Source organism: Roseovarius sp. MMSF_3359 (genome assembly GCF_030733385.1).
GTDB lineage: Bacteria > Pseudomonadota > Alphaproteobacteria > Rhodobacterales > Rhodobacteraceae > Roseovarius.
This window is the reverse complement of the sequence record NZ_JASHJC010000002.1, coordinates 259639-277113: the sequence shown is the minus strand read 5'-3', so window position 1 is coordinate 277113 and position 17475 is coordinate 259639. Positions and strand designations below refer to the sequence as shown.

20 protein-coding genes are annotated in these 17475 nt (G+C 61.3%); 14 read left to right on the top strand and 6 right to left on the bottom strand.

Annotated features, from left to right (window positions below; genetic code table 11):
- Window positions 1-123: 123 nt before the first annotated feature.
- Window positions 124-756, bottom strand: coding sequence for a hypothetical protein (locus RBB29_RS04200; RefSeq protein WP_306121103.1), 633 nt, complete (start codon window positions 754-756; stop codon window positions 124-126).
- 171 nt (window positions 757-927) lie between these two features.
- Here RBB29_RS04200 and RBB29_RS04195 point away from each other — a divergent pair, with 171 nt between their 5' ends.
- Window positions 928-1809 carry a LysR family transcriptional regulator gene (locus RBB29_RS04195; RefSeq protein WP_306112923.1) on the top strand — a complete coding sequence of 294 codons (882 nt, stop codon included), beginning with the start codon at window positions 928-930 and terminating at the stop codon, window positions 1807-1809.
- A complete protein-coding gene (locus tag RBB29_RS04190) occupies window positions 1806-2690 on the top strand; it encodes a DMT family transporter (protein WP_306112922.1) in 885 nt (294 codons plus the stop codon). The genes RBB29_RS04195 and RBB29_RS04190 overlap by 4 nt, the downstream gene beginning before the upstream one ends.
- 362 nt (window positions 2691-3052) lie before the next feature.
- On the opposite strand, the gene RBB29_RS04185 is transcribed toward RBB29_RS04190, so the two are convergent.
- Complete coding sequence (locus RBB29_RS04185; protein WP_306112921.1) at window positions 3053-3400, bottom strand: helix-turn-helix transcriptional regulator; 348 nt, start codon at window positions 3398-3400, stop codon at window positions 3053-3055.
- A 159-nt stretch (window positions 3401-3559) separates the two neighbouring features.
- On the opposite strand from RBB29_RS04185, the gene RBB29_RS04180 reads away from it, so the two are divergent.
- The 3 genes from RBB29_RS04180 to RBB29_RS04170 all read left to right on the top strand — a co-directional run bounded on the left by RBB29_RS04180 (window position 3560) and on the right by RBB29_RS04170 (window position 5983).
- Window positions 3560-3937, top strand: coding sequence for a hypothetical protein (locus tag RBB29_RS04180; RefSeq protein WP_306112920.1), 378 nt, complete (start codon window positions 3560-3562; stop codon window positions 3935-3937).
- Between the two features lie 50 nt (window positions 3938-3987).
- A complete protein-coding gene (locus RBB29_RS04175) occupies window positions 3988-5430 on the top strand; it encodes a PepSY-associated TM helix domain-containing protein (protein WP_371931418.1) in 1443 nt (480 codons plus the stop codon).
- Between the two features lie 136 nt (window positions 5431-5566).
- A complete protein-coding gene (locus RBB29_RS04170) occupies window positions 5567-5983 on the top strand; it encodes a universal stress protein (protein WP_306112919.1) in 417 nt (138 codons plus the stop codon).
- 4 nt (window positions 5984-5987) lie between these two features.
- Here the strand turns inward: RBB29_RS04170 and RBB29_RS04165 are convergent, their stop codons facing one another.
- Window positions 5988-6887, bottom strand: a complete 900-nt coding sequence (locus RBB29_RS04165; RefSeq protein ID WP_306112918.1) for a DMT family transporter — start codon at window positions 6885-6887, stop codon at window positions 5988-5990.
- A 338-nt stretch (window positions 6888-7225) separates the two neighbouring features.
- Between RBB29_RS04165 and RBB29_RS04160 the strand changes: the two genes are divergently transcribed.
- The 6 genes from RBB29_RS04160 (at window position 7226) to RBB29_RS04135 (ending at window position 10660) form a co-directional block, all read left to right on the top strand.
- Window positions 7226-7588: an AtpZ/AtpI family protein gene (locus RBB29_RS04160; protein WP_306112917.1), complete on the top strand. Its 363-nt coding sequence runs from the start codon at window positions 7226-7228 to the stop codon at window positions 7586-7588.
- Complete coding sequence (locus RBB29_RS04155; protein WP_306112916.1) at window positions 7578-8366, top strand: F0F1 ATP synthase subunit A; 789 nt, start codon at window positions 7578-7580, stop codon at window positions 8364-8366. The genes RBB29_RS04160 and RBB29_RS04155 overlap by 11 nt, the downstream gene beginning before the upstream one ends.
- A 77-nt stretch (window positions 8367-8443) precedes the next feature.
- A complete protein-coding gene (locus RBB29_RS04150) occupies window positions 8444-8680 on the top strand; it encodes a F0F1 ATP synthase subunit C (protein WP_085799500.1) in 237 nt (78 codons plus the stop codon).
- A gap of 90 nt (window positions 8681-8770) precedes the next feature.
- The gene (locus RBB29_RS04145) at window positions 8771-9328 is read left to right on the top strand and encodes a F0F1 ATP synthase subunit B' (protein ID WP_306112915.1); all 558 of its coding nucleotides are present in this window, start codon (window positions 8771-8773) and stop codon (window positions 9326-9328) included.
- Between the two features lie 4 nt (window positions 9329-9332).
- Window positions 9333-9893 (top strand): F0F1 ATP synthase subunit B, encoded by a 561-nt coding sequence (locus RBB29_RS04140; protein ID WP_306112914.1) that lies wholly within the window; start codon window positions 9333-9335, stop codon window positions 9891-9893.
- A 263-nt stretch (window positions 9894-10156) separates the two neighbouring features.
- Window positions 10157-10660 (top strand): hypothetical protein, encoded by a 504-nt coding sequence (locus RBB29_RS04135; protein WP_306112913.1) that lies wholly within the window; start codon window positions 10157-10159, stop codon window positions 10658-10660.
- 207 nt (window positions 10661-10867) lie between these two features.
- Here the strand turns inward: RBB29_RS04135 and RBB29_RS04130 are convergent, their stop codons facing one another.
- The 3 genes from RBB29_RS04130 to RBB29_RS04120 all read right to left on the bottom strand — a co-directional run bounded on the left by RBB29_RS04130 (window position 10868) and on the right by RBB29_RS04120 (window position 14028).
- Window positions 10868-12142 carry a folylpolyglutamate synthase/dihydrofolate synthase family protein gene (locus RBB29_RS04130; protein WP_306112912.1) on the bottom strand — a complete coding sequence of 425 codons (1275 nt, stop codon included), beginning with the start codon at window positions 12140-12142 and terminating at the stop codon, window positions 10868-10870.
- On the bottom strand, window positions 12139-13077 hold the full coding sequence (accD, locus tag RBB29_RS04125) for an acetyl-CoA carboxylase, carboxyltransferase subunit beta (protein ID WP_306112911.1): 939 nt from the start codon (window positions 13075-13077) through the stop codon (window positions 12139-12141). The genes RBB29_RS04130 and accD overlap by 4 nt, the downstream gene beginning before the upstream one ends.
- Window positions 13078-13140: 63 nt before the next feature.
- On the bottom strand, window positions 13141-14028 hold the full coding sequence (locus RBB29_RS04120; RefSeq protein ID WP_306112910.1) for a CPBP family intramembrane glutamic endopeptidase: 888 nt from the start codon (window positions 14026-14028) through the stop codon (window positions 13141-13143).
- A 116-nt stretch (window positions 14029-14144) separates the two neighbouring features.
- Here RBB29_RS04120 and ilvD point away from each other — a divergent pair, with 116 nt between their 5' ends.
- The 3 genes from ilvD to RBB29_RS04105 all read left to right on the top strand — a co-directional run bounded on the left by ilvD (window position 14145) and on the right by RBB29_RS04105 (window position 17475).
- Window positions 14145-15872 carry a dihydroxy-acid dehydratase gene (gene ilvD / locus RBB29_RS04115; protein ID WP_306112909.1) on the top strand — a complete coding sequence of 576 codons (1728 nt, stop codon included), beginning with the start codon at window positions 14145-14147 and terminating at the stop codon, window positions 15870-15872.
- A gap of 439 nt (window positions 15873-16311) precedes the next feature.
- A complete protein-coding gene (locus tag RBB29_RS04110) occupies window positions 16312-17085 on the top strand; it encodes a DUF6478 family protein (RefSeq protein WP_306112908.1) in 774 nt (257 codons plus the stop codon).
- A gap of 12 nt (window positions 17086-17097) precedes the next feature.
- A complete protein-coding gene (locus RBB29_RS04105; protein WP_306112907.1) occupies window positions 17098-17475 on the top strand; it encodes a hypothetical protein in 378 nt (125 codons plus the stop codon).

The window sequence follows — 17475 nt, the reverse complement described above, 5'->3', positions numbered from 1 at the left end:
ATCACAAACGCCCCCGTGGGCGCAACGCGCTGACGGAGGGCGATCCCGGGAGTTTCCCAAGGGACCGGAAGTTTTGACAGACTCCCGGAGTTGCATGGCTTCTATGCCCGCGTTGCAGGTGAGTCAAGCTGAGCTTGGCTGGGGGGCGTCGGACAATGTGTCGGTGCCGCGCAGGTCCTTGAGCCAGCCATTGACCGCGCGGGTGACGGTGGCCGCACCCTTGCCGCTCGACATGACCGATGTCAGCGGCAGGATGGTCGTCGCGCCGGTCCCCGAGCCATCTCGGATCACGAAGATCAGTCGCGACATGGTGCGGCGTGGTCTTGACCCGTCGCGATTGTTGCTGAGCCCGCTTTCCGTTTCCGCGCGGAGCACATCACCAAGCGGGATCACCGTTTCCGAATGACGGAAAATCGTTCGGCTGCGCAAGGTCAGCGTCTGTGCGCGGGCGTCGAGGATAACCTGCAGCCGTTCCACAAAGACCCCCATGGCACCGAGGCCAAGACCGCCACCGAAAATGATAAAGATCAGCCCGGCCCAATGCTGCGTGAGCGTCAGCAACCCGATGGCTGCGAAGGTCAACGTGAAGAAAAGCAGCATGATCGCCATGAACCACGGGGTTTCACCGGCGATCAGCAGGTCGGGGGTGTTTGTCTTGATCTTCATGAGGCGCAGAATAGGGGTTTCACCGACAGATGAAACACCGTCTTTCGCCAAAGAGAAAAACCGGAACCATTCAGCGGCGAAGAGGGGCATGGAACGCCGTGCAACGTCGAGATTGGAAGGATTGGCAGCGGCCTGCCTTTTGCAGGCTTTCGCCGCAGGTTGTGGTATCGGTGCGAGATCAAATATTGCAACTTCGAACCTAATTGGCGAAGAAGGTGGGGCGTTGTGCGAATGCGCGCAGAATAGTCTTGCAGGGAACGCATGGATAACTGGGACGAGATTAGAACAGCTTACAACGTGGCGCGGATCGGCACGGTTAGTGGCGCGGCGGAAGTGTTGGGCGTGCATCATGCGACGGTCATCCGGCATATTGACGCGCTGGAGGAGCGGCTTGGTGTGCGGCTGTTTCAACGTCACGCCCGGGGCTATACGCCGACCGAAGCGGGCGATGACCTGCTCAGGGTGGCGCAGGCGACTGACGATCAGTTCAGCCAGCTTGCGGGGCGGATAAAGGGGCAAGGAGATGCGGTGAGCGGCGAGTTGGTGGTCACGTCCCTGGGCGGGTTGAGCCACCTTCTGGTCCCAGTATTGGCGGAGTTCCAGTTGGAGTATCCCGACCTGATCGTGAGATACCTGACTGGCGACCGGCTGTTCCGCCTGGAATATGGTGAGGCACATGTGGCCGTGCGTGCGGGATCTGTCCCGGACCAGCCGGATAACGTCGTGCAGCCCTTTCACCGGCAACAATATGCGCTTTACGCGAGCGAGGCCTATGTCGCGCGCCATGGCATGCCCGGTCCGGTGGCGGAGTATGACAGGCACCGGTTTGTCGGCACCGACGATCCCAAGTCGCGCGCGCCCTTCTATCGCTGGATGCGCGAGAACGTCCCGTCGGAGTGTATCGTCTTTCGCAGCGGTGACGTGCATGCGATGCGGCGGGCGATACAGGAGGGGATCGGGATTGGCTTCATGTCGCAGCTTCATGCGGCAGAACTTGGCGGCTTGACCGAGGTTCACCCCCCGATCGAAGAGTGGCACGGGCCGCTCTGGTTGGTGACGCATATGGATCTGCACCGGACGACCAAGGTGCAGGCCTTCCTGTCCTTCCTCAAGGATCGCGCAAAAACCTGGGACAGCCAATGACCGAAGCCCTCCGCGGCCACCTGGCGATGCTGTGTTTTTCCGGGCTGATCGCCGGTTCCTTTGCGCTTGGGTCCATGGCGGCCCCGCATATCGCGCCCACGGCGCTGAACGCCGTGCGCTTCGTCCTGGCCTCGGTGCTGGTCGGGGCTGTCGCTCTGGGAACAACCGGCATTTCGCGCAGCGCACTGGACGCCCCCTGGCGTTACCTGCTGATGGGCGCGTCGATGGGCATCTACTTTGTCCTGATGTTCGAGGGTCTGAAAACGGCGCCGCCGGTCTCGGCCTCGGCGGTCTTTACCCTGACGCCGGTGATTTCCGGCATTTTCGGCTATTGGATGCTGCGGCAGGTCACCACGCGGCGCATGGCGCTGGCGCTGGCCGTTGGCGCCGCGGGCGCTCTTTGGGTGATTTTCCGCGCGGATTGGCAGGCCTTGGTGGCGTTCCAGGTGGGTCGGGGCGAGATGATCTATTTCGTCGGCTGCGTGGCGCACGCCTTCTACACCCCGCTCGTGCGCAAGTTGAACCGTGGTGAGCCGCCCGTGGTGTTTTCCTTCGGCGCCATGGCTGGCGCGGCGATCCTGATCGCCCTTGCCGGTTGGGGGGACATCCGTGCCACCGATTGGACCGCGCTGCCGGGCATCGTGTGGATCACCATTGCCTATACGGCGGTTTTCGCCACGGCCATGACCTTTGTCCTTTTGCAATACGCCACACTCAGGCTGCCCAGTGCCAAGGTGATGGCCTATACCTACCTCACGCCGAGTTGGGTCATCCTGTGGCAATTCATGCTGGGTCATGACGCGCCGCCGGCCCTGATCTATGGCGGCATTGCCCTCACGATTCTGGCGCTCTTTATGCTTTTGCGGGATGACGAAGCCTAAGTACGACGGAAAACCATGGAACCCCGGGACGCTTCAGGGCGTTAGCTTGCAGTGCAACAAAAAGAGGGGGAGTTCTCATGCGCAACATCATCTATCTCGTAGGCCTTGTCGTCATCGTTTTGGCAATCGTGCAGTTCGTCCTCTGAAAACCGGCTGCGCGACGTTAAGTTACTTTTAGAGCGCCTTTCGCGTCGCTGATGACCAGCCTGTGACCCTTTCCGCCAACATCTTGGGGGAAAACCTGCGAGGTTTTCCCGTTTAACGGGTGTGTCACCGCCATCTAGAAGCATGTTGCTGATTAGTTGGGGGGATTTTCCATGGTGAATATCGAAAGCATCGTGTTGATCGTTGCGGCAGGGGCGTTAGTCCTGGGCTTCTTCTGAGCCGTCATTATCCAATTCGACTTCGAGAAACCGTTCGAACGCGTCGAGGTTCACGGGTTCAAACTGCCCAAATCCCTGCATCCAGACGCTGGCCGCTTTCATCGCGTCCGGCTCCAGCTTGCACCATTTCACACGGCCGCGCCGTTCTTGGCTGATGAGGCCCGCGCGGCTGAGGATGTTGAGATGTTTGGAAATCGCCGCCAGCGACATCTCGAACGGCTCGGCCACATCGGTCACCGCCATGTCATCCTCGAGCAGCATCGACAGGATCGCGCGGCGGGTCGGATCGGCGAGGGCGGCAAAGACGGTATCGAGAGGATCGGCCATGGCAACGGTCGTACGGGGAATGCAAAGCGGACGTCAATTGCTGAATTTTCCGCCGGGTTCGTTGCGCAATCGTTCATTTAACCGTGCGGTGGTTGCGAAATTACGGCTGAATCCGAAAAATCGCTGGCCGAGTCGGGCGCTTTACAGTAGCGAAATCCCATGATGGCGGGTAAACCCAAGTATCGGAACACTCTGCTGGCGGCACTGATTGTGCTGCCGCTGTTGCTTCTGTCGGTCTTTCCCCAAGGCACCATGGCGGTGCGGGGTGCCGATGGGATTGAGGTCGTGCTCTGTACCGGTGACGGGCCGCTCACGATCCTCGTGGATGAAAACGGGACACCGATCGACGATCAGCATGCGGATGTTGCCGGTTGTGATTGGGTGCTTCTCGGGCAGTCCATCGTTCTGGCCTCGTCGCTGGAGACCAGCTGCGCCGCTCCGATTGTTGCAGAGCGGATCACCGGGTTTGACGAAGGCAGCGCGGACCTGCCGTCCCCGCATCGCACTCATGCCGCCCGGGCGCCGCCCGTGGTCTGATCTGACCCCAAAAATACCCCAAAACTAAAGATCAGATAATGGAGGGACCCATGGTCTCGATGGACGGTAATTCCGTGGCTGGACGGGTGGCGGACACCCACGCGTCAAACAAATTCTACAAGGCCGCATGGCGGTGGCATTTCTATGCGGGCCTCTACATCATCCCGTTTTTCATCCTTCTGGCGGTGACCGGCATGACCATGCTGTGGCTGGCCTATGTGGATGGCCGGGACGGCGAGCGTATTCCCGTTGTCCCGCAGGAGCAGACGCTGGCCGTGTCAAAGCTCGCCGATGCGGCCCTCAGTGCCGTGCCGGAGGGAGAGTTGAAAACCTACCTCGCCCCGCATCGCGAAGACATGGCGGCGGTGTTCCGCGTGGACCGCGATGGCGCCGCCAACATGGTGGCCATCAACCCCTATGACGCAACACTCCTACAGATCTATCCGCGCCGCTCCGGCTGGTATGATTTCATGGACAACCTGCATAGTGACCTCATGCTCGGGGTGACCGGCGACCGGATGCTCGAAATCGCGGCATCGCTTGGCATGGTCCTGATTGCCACCGGCCTTTACATGTGGTGGCCGCGCGAAGGCGGTTGGCGTCAGGCGCTTTTCCCGTCGCTGGGGCGCGGGCGCAGCCTTGTGAAATCACTGCATGGCGCCGCTGGCTTCTGGATTTCCATCGTGCTCACCTTCTTCCTGATTTCCGGCCTTGCCTGGACAGGTGTCTGGGGCGAGAAGATCACCCAGGCCTGGAGCCAGTTTCCCGCCGACAAGTGGGATGCGCCGCTCTCGGACATCACGCATGCAAGCCTTAATGGCGGTCGCAAGGAAGTGCCCTGGGCGCTGGAGCTGACCCCGATGCCGGCCTCCGATCCGCATGCGAACCATGGCGGAAGTGCCAGCACCCCCGATGCGGCGGGGACTGACACCGAAGCGGGGCCGGTTACCAATCCGACGCTTGATCAGATGGATGCCCTGGCCCGGGAGATCGGGTTTGACGGCCGCTATCAGCTCAGTACGCCGCAGGGTGAAACCGGCGTCTGGACCTTCAGCCGCGACTCCATGAGCAATGATGACCCCAACCCGACGACGGACCGCACGGTGCATGTGGATCGTTACACCGGTCAGGTACTGGCCGATGTGCGCTACGAGGATTACTCTTGGGCGGGCAAGGCCATGGCCGTGGGCATCGCGCTCCATATGGGGACGCTGGGCCTGTGGTCGGTTCTGGCCAACACGCTGGTGTGCCTGACGGTGATTTTCCTCTGCGTGAGTTCCGTCATCATGTGGTGGATGCGCCGCCCGGCCAAAGCCGCCCGCCTTGCGGCACCGCCGATGCCGTCCTCGATGCCCTTCTGGAAGGGTGCGGTCCTCGTTGGCCTTCTGGTGTCGATGGCATTCCCGATGGCGGGGATCACCCTTCTGACGGTCATGTTGCTGGACCTCCTGGTGATTTCCCGGCTGCCGGGGTTGCAGAGGTTGGTGTCCTGAGGACGTGAATGGCGCGCCCCGTTGCCGCAATAGCGCGGCGGGGCGCGTTCCTCTTTCCGCTTGACGCAGAACAAGGTGTCGCCCGCGGGCCGCGCCTAGGATGGGCGGAATACCGACAATCGGAAGGGGGAAGAAAATGTTCAAGCAGATCATGGTGCCATACGATCTGTCAGCCCGCGAGAAATGCGCCAAGGCGCTCAAGGTCGCGGGCGATCTGGCCCGGCGACACGAGGCGCAGATGACGCTGGTCAGCGTGGGTGGCGGCACAAACACGTTGATATCCCATTCGGCCGATGAGCTGGAGCGATTGCTCGGGGCCTATGCGGCGCAGGTCTCGGCAAGCGAAAAGGTTGAGGTGGCAAGCCGTTTCTACGACGTCACTGACCCGCGGGCCGAAGTCGACCGCATCCTGATCGAAGCGATTGGCGACACCGGTGCCGATCTTGTGGTGATGGCGTCGCATCACCCCGGCTGGGTCGAATACCTGATCAACTCGCACGCGGGCAGGGTGGCATCGCGGGCGCAGGTGTCCGTCTTCGTCGTCCGCGACTAGACCGTCACTGGGGATGTCGCCGCTGCCGTGCCGTTTGCAGCGGCTTGGGGGGACGCCCGAACAGGGCCTGTAGCGTCACGGCACCAAGGACGATCGCACCGCCGAACATCTCCGGCACGGTCATGGCCTCATTGACAAACAGCCAGACCCAGATCGGCCCCAACACACTTTCCAGCAGGACAAGAAGGCTGACCTCGGCGGCGGGGACATAGGGGGTGCCCCAGGTCACGAAGGCGATCCCGATGCCGATGGTAAAGCCGCCCATGAACAACGTGATCCAGAAGTCATGCGCCGAGACCTGCAGGCCGTTTCCAATGACCAGGGCGCAGCCCGCGCCAATCAGGAGGCAGAACACACCGCCCAGAAAAGTGCCGCCCAGCACGTCTGGTTTGCGTGACCTGCGCGCCAGGGTCAGCATCAGGGCAAATGTCACCGCCGAGATGAAGGCGATAATATTGCCTGTGGTGCGGCCCAGGTCGATGCCGCCCTGGACCATGACGCCAACACCGACCACCGCCAGCGCCATCGAGGCCAAGGTGATGCGGGTCGGCCGTTCGCCGATCCACGCCCAGGCCATGAGCGCGGCACAAAGCGGTGTCGCGGACAGGATGAAGAGGGCCGATGCGACCGAGGTGTTGAGCATCGCAAAGACATAGGCCGTGAACGCGACGGAGAGCGCGAGGCCCATGCCGAGGTCATAGCGGTCAAGGCTGGCCAGAAACCGGGTCGGCGCGGTTTTGCGCCGCAGGCAGGCCACGAGCGCGACCATCCCGGCAAGCGAGATCGACCGGTATGTCAGGATCTGGAACCCGTCCGCCGTGTCGATCAAGCGCATCAGCAGGCCGACGAAGCTCATGAACGTCGCCCCAAAGAGGATAAGCGCCATCGCCTGTGTTTTTCCCATCGACCGTCCCCCGCGGATCCCCGTTGCAGGCTTATCGGGGACCACGGCATGCTGTCCAGAACGGAAATCAGCGCTGGCGATCAACTGCTCTGCACCCACCTTCGCAACGCGCCCTGCGGTCGGGAGGCGTCACAAAGATCAACCAAATGGTTGAATATCGTGAATCCGGTCTTTTGGCGCAAACCGCATGGTTGGACGATTCCCGGTGCGTTGTTGGTGGTAAAATAAACGCTTATAATTCAGATGTTTATTACGTCCTTCGAGGGTCGGCGGCCATGCTTGACTCGGTTCCTCCACGCGCATAGCAAAGGGCATCCATTTGATGGGGGTAAATCCGCGTGACAGAGCCTGATCAAAGCGAGCGCCTGGCGCAGCTTGAGGCCAGGATCAACGCGCTAAAGGCGAAGGACGCGCCGAAGCCCCATCAGGAGACCCACTATTCCCAGGCACATCTGGCCTGGCGCATGGTGATTGAATTGGTGGTCGGTCTTTTGATCGGCTTTGGCATGGGGTACGGGCTCGACAGCCTGTTCGGGACACTCCCGATCTTCCTCGTGATTTTTACATTGCTGGGTCTGGCGGCAGGCATCAAGACGATGATGCGCAGCGCACAGGAGATCCAACAGAAGAAAGAAGCGGCAGATGCCGCGGGCACCGCACCCTCCGGGGGTGATGACGAGAGGACAAAAGATGGCGACTGAATCGCACGATGGCGCAGAAAAAGGCGCAGAGCTGGTTTTCCACCCGATGGATCAGTTTATCGTCAAGCCGCTTTTCGGTGACGGCGCGGTTGGCATGTTCACGGTCACCAACGTGACCCTGTGGATGGCACTGACCATCGTCTGCATTATCGCGCTGCTGGTTCTGGGCACCTCGGGCCGCTCGGTCGTGCCAAGCCGCATCCAGTCGATTGCTGAGCTTTGCTATGGCTTCATCCGCAAGATGGTCGAAGACGTCGCGTCGAAAGAGGCGCTGCCTTACTTCCCCTATATCATGACGCTCTTCATCTTCATCGTCTTCTCGAACTTCCTCGGGCTCTTGCCGGGCGCGTTCACCACGACCTCGCATATTGCCGTGACGGCGGTGCTGGCGATGATGGTGTTTCTGACCGTAACAATCCTGGGCTTCGTCAAGAACGGCATGGGTTTCCTCAGCCTGTTCTGGATCAGCGCGGCCCCGCTGCCGCTGCGGCCGATCCTGGCGTTGATCGAAATCATCTCTTATTTCGTCCGCCCGGTGAGCCACTCCATCCGTCTTGCCGGTAACATGATGGCCGGCCACGCGGTTATCAAGGTTTTCGCGGCCTTCGCGCCCATGGTCCTGATCTCGACCGGTATCGGCCTCGTGGTGACACCGCTGTCGATCCTGGCGATCACCGCGATCTACGCGCTGGAGGTCCTCGTGGCCTTCATCCAGGCCTACGTTTTCACGATCCTGACCTGCGTGTATCTCAAGGATGCGCTGCATCCGCACCACTAAGGGCAATGAAACAAAGGCGGGTCCGCCCGCCACATGAACAATCGAAACAACTCAATTCCATCGTAAGGAGAAATCAAATGGAAGGTGACGTCGTACAAATGGGTGCATACATCGGTGCTGGTCTGGCCTGTACAGGCATGGGCGGTGCTGCTGTTGGTGTGGGCCACGTTGTTGGTAACTTCCTGTCGGGCGCCCTGCGCAACCCGTCGGCAGCCGGTGGCCAGACCGCAACCATGTTCATCGGTATCGCGTTCTCGGAAGCGCTGGGGATCTTCTCGTTCCTCGTAGCCCTTCTGCTGATGTTCGCCGTCTAAACTTACGGAACCTGATCCTTACGGCCGGGTGGCGGGGCTTGACCTCCCACCCGGTGTAAACGGAAAGTTTCCTTAAGAGAGGACGACGACATGGCAACCGAAACGCACGATACGGCCAACCAAGCGGCCAGCGCCTGCGTCGACTCGTATGGCGGCGCCATCGGCATGCCGCAGCTCTGTGGCGAATGGTTTGGAAACCAGATCTTCTGGCTTCTGGTCGCGCTGGTCGTGATCTTTTTCATTCTGTCGCGGGTCGCCTTGCCGCGCATCGCGTCGATCCTGGCGGAACGTCAGGGGTCGATCACCAATGATCTGGCTGCTGCCGAAGACCTCAAGGCCAAGGCCGTCGAGGCCGAAGAAGCCTATAATAAGGCGCTGGCCGATGCCCGTGCCGAAGCACAAAACATCGTGGCGCAGGCCAAGGCGGAGATTCAGGGCGACCTGAACGACGCGATTGCCAAGGCTGACGCCGAGATCGCCGCCAAGTCCGCCGAAAGCGAAAAGGCCATTGCCGAGATCCGCGCCAGCGCGCTGGATAACGTCAAGACCGTCGCCAAGGACACAGCCAAGGAAATCGTGGCGGCCATGGGCGGCAAAGCCGACGCCAAGACGGTAACCGCGGCAATCAACGCGCGGATGAAGGGGTAAGGACATGCGCAAGACACTTGCAACACTGATCGCCCTGACCACGGCCAGCCCCGCGCTGGCGGCATCGGGTCCATTCTTCTCGCTGGCCAACACCAACTTCGTGGTGCTGGTGGCCTTCCTTTTGTTCGTCGGGGTGCTTTTGTACCTCAAGGTGCCGTCGCTTCTGGGCGGTATGCTCGACAAGCGCGCTGAAGGCATCGCTGCGGAACTGGAAGAGGCCCGCGCCCTGCGCGAAGAGGCACAGACCCTGCTGGCTGGATACGAACGCAAGCAGAAAGAGGTCCAGGACCAGGCCGAGCGCATCATTGCCCACGCCAAGGAAGAGGCGACAGCCGCGGCCGAGCAGGCCAAGGAAGATCTGAAGGTCTCGATCGCGCGCCGGATGGCCGCCGCCGAAGATCAGATCGCCTCGGCCGAGTCCTCGGCCCTGAAAGAGGTCCGTGACCGTGCCGTTGCGATCGCGATCGGCGCCGCCAAAGACGTCATCGCCAAGCAGATGACCGCGGCTGAATCGAACAAGCTGATCGACAGCGCGATTGATGAAGTGGACGCAAAACTGCACTAAGGCGCCAGTTTTCTGCGAAAAATAGGAACCCCGGGCCGTTGTGCCCGGGGTTTTTTGTAACGAAACCACCCCGCGCATCACGCTTGACGTTGAGTTTCGTTACGTCAATTGGCGGGATTCACCGCGAAACTGTAAGAATTCTCACAGGATGGTATACAGTTGCACACTAAACGGTGACTTCGCCCGTCGCTGCGTTGATCGGCACCGATCCGTTGGCATATCAACTCCACAAGAAAATTCAGATGTCAGTGGAGACTTAAACAATGAATGCAGCACTTTCCCATCCCCGCCCCATCGGCGCCTTGCCGTCGATCAATGTACAAACCGTCGGCCTCATGTTCATCGCGGGTTTCGTCGCGACGATCGCTTTCGACCTCTGGGGGCAGCTTATCAGCCCCGGTCTCGGTTTCGCCGCGCTCTCGCCCCATGGCCTGGCGCGCAGCCTTCTGGGAACGCTTGGCCTGCCGAATGGCGCGTTTGCCGGTAACTTCGTTCACTTCTACCTCGTTGGCCTGATCGGCTACCCCGTTGGATGGCTCTTCATCTTCGCCCCGATCTGGAAACGGGTGATCGGCCAGACCCATTGGTTCCTGCCCTCCGCCATCTATGGTTTCGGCCTCTGGGTTTTCGCCATCGGCGGCATCACGTCGGTTGCCGGTCTGCCGTTCTTTCTGAACTTCACCGGCATCACCTGGGTCGCGCTGGTCGGTCATGTCGCTTACGGGATCGTCCTCGTGGCAACGCTGCGGGTCATTGATCGCGACTGAGTGGCGCCAGCCAATAAAAAAGAAAGGGGGCCGTTGATCCGGCCCCTCAATCCGTCCTGCCTGGTGTCTTCAGTGAATAGTCAGAGTTCTGAAATGCCAGTGCGTTTTATCGAATTGCATCAGGTATAGGCGAGACGAATCAGGCCGGTCAACAGAAACTGATTCGAAACGCCGAATTATCGTGATTTTATTGGGGATAACGTGGATTTACCCGTGATCCCGCAGAATATGACCAGCCAGATATAGCGAGCCGCAGATCAGGATCCGCGCATGGGGCGTGTCCCGGGCGATGCGCTCTGCCGCGGCCAGGGTGCTGTCCGCTGTGCTGGCAGTGATGCCAACGGCCTGCGCAGCGGCGGCGGTTTCCTCCGCGGGCAGCGTATTGGCCTCTGCGGGGATCGAGACGGCGGTGAGGCTATCGGCGTGCCGCGCCAGCGGTTTCATGTATCCCGACACATCCTTGGTGTTCAGCATCCCGCAGACCAGATGGGTGGGACGTTTGGGCAGGGTCGAAAGGTGACTGCCGAGCGCCTGACCCGCGGCGGCGTTGTGGCCCCCGTCAAGCCAGATCTCGGCCTGTGGGGCGGCCTCGACCAACGGACCGGTGGCGAGCTTTTGCATCCGCGCCGGCCACTGCGCCGAGGTCACAGCCGCCTCGCAAGCCACCTCGCCGAGACCCAAGTGACGCAGGACCGCCAATGCTGCCCCGGCATTGTCGATCTGATGCGCGCCGGGCAGGTTTGGCATCGGCAGGTCCAACAGCCCCTGTTCGTCCTGAAAGACCAACCTGCCGCGTTCGGGGAAGACATGCCAGTGCTGGCCCTGCGCAATCAATGGCGCGCCGAGGGTCGCGGCGCGCGCTTCGATCACGTCCATCGCGTCTTCTGCCTGCGGCCCGACCACGCAGGTCACGCCCCGCTTGATGATCCCGGCCTTCTCACCGGCAATCTTGGCCAAGGTGTCACCCAGGAACTGTTCATGGTCGATAGACACCGGTGTGATGACCGTCAACGCAGGCTTGGCAATCACGTTGGTGGCGTCGAGCCTGCCGCCAAGGCCGACTTCAAGTAGCGTGTAGTCCGCAGGCACCCGGCTCATCGCCAGGATCGCGGCACAGGTGGTGATTTCGAAATAGGTGATCGCCTCATCGCCATTTGCGGCATAGCACTCGTCCAGAACCGCGGTCAGATCGGCCTCGGAAATCAGCTCACCGGCAAGGCGGATGCGTTCGTGAAACCGCGCCAAATGCGGCGAGGTATAGGCATGCACACGCTTGCCCGCCGCCTCGAGCCCCGCCCGGATCATTGCCTGGGTCGAGCCTTTACCATTGGTGCCGGCGAGGTGAATGACCGGCGGCAACCGGTCCTGCGGATTGTCGAGCGCCGCCAGAAGCCGCCAGACACGGTCCAGTGTCAGATCAATGATCTTGGGGTGCAGCGCCATCATCCTCTCAAGGATGATGTCCGAATGGGGCGCGGTCATTTTTCCGCGGGCTTTGCGTCGGGGGTCTCGGCCTCTTTGACGGCCGTGGGTGTCTCCGGTGCGGGCAGGTCGCCTTTGACCGCCGGGGGCAGGCCCATCAGCATGCGCGTGATGGTAATGAGCTCATCGCGCATCTGCGGGCGCGGGGTCACGCGGTCGAGCATACCGTGATCGAGCAGGTACTCGGCGCGCTGAAACCCTTCGGGCAGCTTCTCGCGAATGGTCTGTTCGATGACACGCGGCCCGGCGAAACAGATGAGTGCATTGGGCTCGGCGATATGCACGTCGCCCAGCATCGCATAGCTCGCCGTCACGCCGCCGGTGGTCGGATGGGTCAGCACGACGATATAGGGCAAGCCGGCCTCTTTCAGCATCTGCACGGCCACGGTCGTGCGCGGCATCTGCATCAGGCTCAGGATACCTTCCTGCATCCGCGCGCCGCCCGCGGCGGAGAAAAGGATCAGCGGGCGTTTCAGGCGCACGGCTTCTTCGGCGGCGGTGATGATTGCGTTGCCGACATACATGCCCATGGATCCGGCCATGAAGCTGAAATCCTGCGCGGCGGCCACGATCGGGGTGCGCCCCATCTCGCCGGTGGCCACGAGCATCGCCTCGGCCTCACCGCTGGATTTTTGCGCGGCCTTCATCCGGTCGGGGTATTTCTTCTGATCGCGGAATTGCAGCGGGTCGGCTTTTGGCGCGGGCACTTTCAAATCGGTGAAAATCCCGCCGTCGAATAAGGTCTTGAACCGTTCGCGCGGCGTGATCGCCATGTGATGGCCGCAACCGGTGCAGACAAACAGGTTTTCGCTGAGTTCCCGGTGAAACAGCATCGTGCCGCATTCATCGCATTTGGACCAAAGGTTTTCGGGCATCTCACGGCGCGAAAAGATCGAGTTGATCCGCGGGCGCACGTAATTGGTGATCCAGTTCATGTAGCGATGGTCCGGTTGTTCGTGTTGCGGATCAGAAATAAGGGGCCGCGCGGGGAATTGCAATCAACGACGCAGGGCTAATCGCGCGGTCAGCCAGCAGCAAAGCAGGATCAGGAGGTCAACCGGTGCCCACGTAGTCAGGGCATCCGTTGATGCCAGCGAAAAGGGAAATGTGTAGAGGGCCAACCCGTCAAATGGCCCCTGCGGGGCGGCGATGGCGATGGCGCTGAAGTTGTTGACGAAATGCAGGGCGATGGCCGGGCCCAACGTGCCGGAACGGGCGGTGAGATCCGCGGCGGCCATGCCGAAAAGCGTGGCCCAGAGGATCACGATGAGCGCGTTTTGCGCCGGCAGGCTCGGGTCGTAATGCACGAGGCCAAAGACCACCGATGGCACCATCAGCCAGATGACCGGATTGGGAAACCGCGCGGCCAGTTGGCTTTGGATATAGCCGCGAAAGGCCAGCTCTTCGGCGGATGTCTGGATCAGCAGGGCGATGATGGTGAGCGGCAGGAACATCACCCATTTGCCGAATGGTAGGTTAGGGAGGGGTGTGATCTCGTTCGGCATCGGCAGGAACATGGTGACCGCCAGCAGCAACACCAGGCCCACCAGAACCCGGCGGAATTGCATGATCGCCCAGGGCAACGGTCCGATGAGCGACATCAGGCCGCGCTGGTGCAAGGCGCGGACGGAGATGGCCAGGGACACCGACAGAAGCGCGAAGACCGAGAGGTTGATGATGACGCTGCCCGGTGTGCGGGATTGGTCGATCGTGGTGATGACGGCCATGCTCTGGTCGGAGGTGAGCATGGCAAAGATCACCATCCAGACCAGGTAGTTGATCGAATAGTAGATCAGGATCGTCAGGACGATCCCCGCAATGAGGAATTGCAGGCCCGCTGTTGGTCGTGCCGGGGCGATCAGGGGGTCATAGGCGTCATACCGCATGACCGCACCCTAGGCGGGGACCGGTGGCAGTGCAATCGGGCGGCTGCCCCGCCATCAGGCTTGCCCATCCCCGCCCCTTGTCCTAGACCGTTCAGGACATTTTCAAGAGGCTCGCCATGACCAAATTCGACAAAGCCAAGCTGCCCAGCCGTCACGTAACCGAAGGCCCCGCGCGGGCACCGCATCGTTCGTATTATTACGCGATGGGGATGAGCGAGGAGGAAATTCACCAGCCTCTCATCGGTGTCGCCACCTGCTGGAACGAAGCCGCGCCGTGCAACATCGCGCTTAACCGGCAGGCGCAATCGGTCAAGATGGGCGTCAAATACGCCTCTGGCACACCGCGCGAGTTCACCACCATCACCGTAACCGACGGGATCGCCATGGGCCACGAGGGCATGCGCTCGTCGCTGGCCTCACGCGAGGCAATTGCCGACACGGTCGAACTGACGATGCGCGGTCACTGCTATGACGCGCTGGTGGGGCTGGCGGGCTGCGACAAGTCGCTGCCGGGGATGATGATGGCGATGGTGCGCCTCAATGTGCCGTCGGTCTTCCTCTATGGCGGGTCGATCCTGCCGGGCCGGTTGGACGGCAAGGATGTGACCGTGCAGGACGTGTTCGAGGCCGTAGGGCAGAACCAGGCCGGGAACCTCAGCGAATGCGAGTTGGAGAAGCTTGAAAAAGTCGCTTGCCCCTCTGCCGGGGCCTGCGGCGGGCAGTTCACCGCCAACACGATGGCCTGCGTGTCAGAGGCGATTGGCCTTGCCTTGATGAATTCCTCCGGCGCCCCCGCACCTTATGAGAGCCGCGATCAATATGCCGAGGCGTCCGGATCGGCGGTGATGAACCTGCTGGAGAAAGGTATCCGTGCGCGCGACGTCGTGACCCGCAAGTCGCTGGAAAACGCGGCCCGCGTCGTGGCTTGCACAGGTGGTTCGACCAATGCCGGGCTGCACCTGCCCGCGATTGCCCATGAGGCAGGGATCGAGTTCTTCCTCGATGACGTTTGTGACATCTTCAAGGACACGCCCTATTTCGTTGATTTGAAACCCGGCGGGCAATTCGTGGCCAAGGACCTTTACGAGGTGGGTGGTGTGCCGGTCGTGATGAAAGAACTTCGCAAGGCGGGCCTCATCCACGAGGAGTGCATGACCGCCGATGGCATCACCATGGGTGAGGCGCTCGACAAGATCACCCGCGAGGCCGATGGCCGGGTGATCTATCCGGTGGACAAGCCGCTTTCCAAAACCGGCGGCGTTGTTGGCCTCAAGGGCAACCTGGCTCCGGCGGGTGCCATCGTGAAGGTTGCGGGCATGAGCGAAGAGCAGCAGGTCTTCACCGGCCCCGCGCGCGTGTTTGAATGCGAAGAGGATGCTTTTGCCGCCGTGCAGGAACGCGCCTATGAAGAGGGCGAGGTGATCGTTATCCGCAACGAAGGCCCCGCCGGCGGCCCCGGCATGCGCGAGATGCTGGCGACAACTGCTGCGCTTTCCGGCCAAGGCATGGGCAAGAAGGTGGCGCTGATTACCGATGGGCGTTTCTCGGGCGCAACCCGTGGTTTCTGCGTGGGTCATGTCGGCCCCGAGGCGGCTCATGGCGGCCCGATCGCGCTTTTGCAAAACGGCGATGTGATCACCATCGACGCGATCAAAGGCGCAATCAGTGTTGATCTGAGCGACGAAGAGTTGACCAAGCGCAAGGAAAGCTGGCCCGGCCCGCGCGAGACAATCTATGCCTCGGGCGCGCTGTGGAAATACGCGCAACTGGTGGGCGAGACCTATAAAGGTGCCGTGACCCACCCCGGTGGTGGCAAGGAACGCCACGTCTACGCCGATATCTGAATACGAATTGGTCCGACGGTAAGCCTGTCGGGCCATTTTCCTCTTTAGGACGAAGCGGGTGTTCATGAACGAGCCGCTCGATTGCCAGACCGCGGGATGGCGATCAACGGTCGTGGGACGTGCTTTATCGCAGCCAAATTCGAAATAGCCCTGATGGTTGCGCAACCTCTCCAAATCGCCAGCCCTTGCGGGCGGTCTGGCGATCGCGCGGCGGCCTGCGGCCTTAATTCCGCGCGGGTGGAAACTCAGAACGTCCGCTGAGATTTCTGAATGGACATCGGGCGACACAAGCGGACCACAGGTCATCACGTCAGGCGGTTCCATCGGGTCACTCGCAGGCCTCATGCCAAACAGGTGGATTGTTTCCAATTCGTGGTTAATGCTATGGAAGGATGAGGTGGGGCAGACTGGGACGGAGCCAGGGCAAGATGGATCCGCAATGATAAGACTTCGCAGTTCGCTGTTTGACTGGGCCCGTCACCGGCGGGAGGTACGGCGTTGGGGCAGGGTGGCGCGCGAAGCGCCGAGAATGCGGTTTTCCCTGCTGCGGGCGGAACGTGCCCGAGCGCGTAAGCTGATGTATTCATTGAATGAAATTGTCTCGGTTGCCGATAACCGACTGGCGCTGCCGATGATTGGGTCCAGTGCTTTCCCCAAGCCCCATGGGACCGATTGGTCGTGGCGTCCGTCGCTCTGGCGCGAACCTCTGGCCACGCCGGGCATGTCGTCGGTGCAGAGCAAGTCGATGTTGGGGGACGAAGTGACATTGTTTCACGATTGTGCCCATTCCGAACTGACCCTGCGCCAGATCCGCAACAGCCGGGAGGCCGATCTGGCCCCGTTCGGCCTGCGCATGGACGTGTTCAGTTTCGACGGTTCCTTCCTGTCATTGGTGCTGGATCTGCCGTTCGAAGCGGTGGATCAGCTGACCCGCAGGCACCTGATCCGCATGGACACGATCGTGGAGATGGAAAAGCCGCTGGAGATCTTCGCGCGGCTCAACATCAAGCATGGCCCGAATACGGAGCAGTTGGTACGTGAGTTGCCGCTCCACGAAGAAGACGTGATGGTCGAGTTTGACCTGGCCTACAGCCAGCTCAACGAAAAGCGTATCGAGCGCGCGTGGATCGACCTGATTTTCGAGAACCCGCAGATGAGCCAGGTGATCCTGCGTGATCTCACCTTTGGCCGCCGGCCGCGCGCCGAGTTCTGAGAGGAGGCCCTGATGGATGAGCTGACACTGACCAAGACACGGTTGTTCGAGGGGGTGTGGGAAGGTGTCCTGACCTATGAGGGTACGGGCAACTACCAGCCCGAGATCGAGGTCACCCATCTGCAGAAGCCCGTGGCCGGGGTGGAGGTGCGGGAAAAGCCCGAAGAGGGCCTCTGGGTCGTCCGGGTGCCGATCCCGGTCGAGATCATTGCCGACGGCGTGCAGACCTTTGTCATTTGCGACAAGAGGTCAGGAGAGATGCTCGACAGTTTCGCGCTGATGTCGGGCGATGCGCTGAGCTATGACATCAGGGCCGAGATGACCTTGTTGCGCGAAGAGCTCGACATGCTGAAACGGGCGTTCCGCAGGCATTGCCTCGAGACCACCTGA

What these genes read in the sequence shown, in the direction of transcription:
- RBB29_RS04155 (WP_306112916.1), top strand. Translation starts at nt 7,578, where the DNA reads ATGGCGACTGAATCGCACGATGGCGCAGAAAAAGGCGCAGAGCTGGTT.
- RBB29_RS04130 (WP_306112912.1), bottom strand. Translation starts at nt 12,142, where the DNA reads ATGACCGCGCCCCATTCGGACATCATCCTTGAGAGGATGATGGCGCTG.
- RBB29_RS04185 (WP_306112921.1), bottom strand. Translation starts at nt 3,400, where the DNA reads ATGGCCGATCCTCTCGATACCGTCTTTGCCGCCCTCGCCGATCCGACC.
- RBB29_RS04200 (WP_306121103.1), bottom strand. Translation starts at nt 756, where the DNA reads ATGCCCCTCTTCGCCGCTGAATGGTTCCGGTTTTTCTCTTTGGCGAAA.
- RBB29_RS04105 (WP_306112907.1), top strand. Translation starts at nt 17,098, where the DNA reads ATGGATGAGCTGACACTGACCAAGACACGGTTGTTCGAGGGGGTGTGG.
- RBB29_RS04180 (WP_306112920.1), top strand. Translation starts at nt 3,560, where the DNA reads ATGATGGCGGGTAAACCCAAGTATCGGAACACTCTGCTGGCGGCACTG.
- RBB29_RS04165 (WP_306112918.1), bottom strand. Translation starts at nt 6,887, where the DNA reads ATGGGAAAAACACAGGCGATGGCGCTTATCCTCTTTGGGGCGACGTTC.
- accD (WP_306112911.1), bottom strand. Translation starts at nt 13,077, where the DNA reads ATGAACTGGATCACCAATTACGTGCGCCCGCGGATCAACTCGATCTTT.
- RBB29_RS04190 (WP_306112922.1), top strand. Translation starts at nt 1,806, where the DNA reads ATGACCGAAGCCCTCCGCGGCCACCTGGCGATGCTGTGTTTTTCCGGG.
- RBB29_RS04110 (WP_306112908.1), top strand. Translation starts at nt 16,312, where the DNA reads ATGATAAGACTTCGCAGTTCGCTGTTTGACTGGGCCCGTCACCGGCGG.
- RBB29_RS04175 (WP_371931418.1), top strand. Translation starts at nt 3,988, where the DNA reads ATGGTCTCGATGGACGGTAATTCCGTGGCTGGACGGGTGGCGGACACC.
- RBB29_RS04170 (WP_306112919.1), top strand. Translation starts at nt 5,567, where the DNA reads ATGTTCAAGCAGATCATGGTGCCATACGATCTGTCAGCCCGCGAGAAA.
- RBB29_RS04120 (WP_306112910.1), bottom strand. Translation starts at nt 14,028, where the DNA reads ATGCGGTATGACGCCTATGACCCCCTGATCGCCCCGGCACGACCAACA.
- ilvD (WP_306112909.1), top strand. Translation starts at nt 14,145, where the DNA reads ATGACCAAATTCGACAAAGCCAAGCTGCCCAGCCGTCACGTAACCGAA.
- RBB29_RS04135 (WP_306112913.1), top strand. Translation starts at nt 10,157, where the DNA reads ATGAATGCAGCACTTTCCCATCCCCGCCCCATCGGCGCCTTGCCGTCG.
- RBB29_RS04140 (WP_306112914.1), top strand. Translation starts at nt 9,333, where the DNA reads ATGCGCAAGACACTTGCAACACTGATCGCCCTGACCACGGCCAGCCCC.
- RBB29_RS04145 (WP_306112915.1), top strand. Translation starts at nt 8,771, where the DNA reads ATGGCAACCGAAACGCACGATACGGCCAACCAAGCGGCCAGCGCCTGC.
- RBB29_RS04150 (WP_085799500.1), top strand. Translation starts at nt 8,444, where the DNA reads ATGGAAGGTGACGTCGTACAAATGGGTGCATACATCGGTGCTGGTCTG.
- RBB29_RS04195 (WP_306112923.1), top strand. Translation starts at nt 928, where the DNA reads ATGGATAACTGGGACGAGATTAGAACAGCTTACAACGTGGCGCGGATC.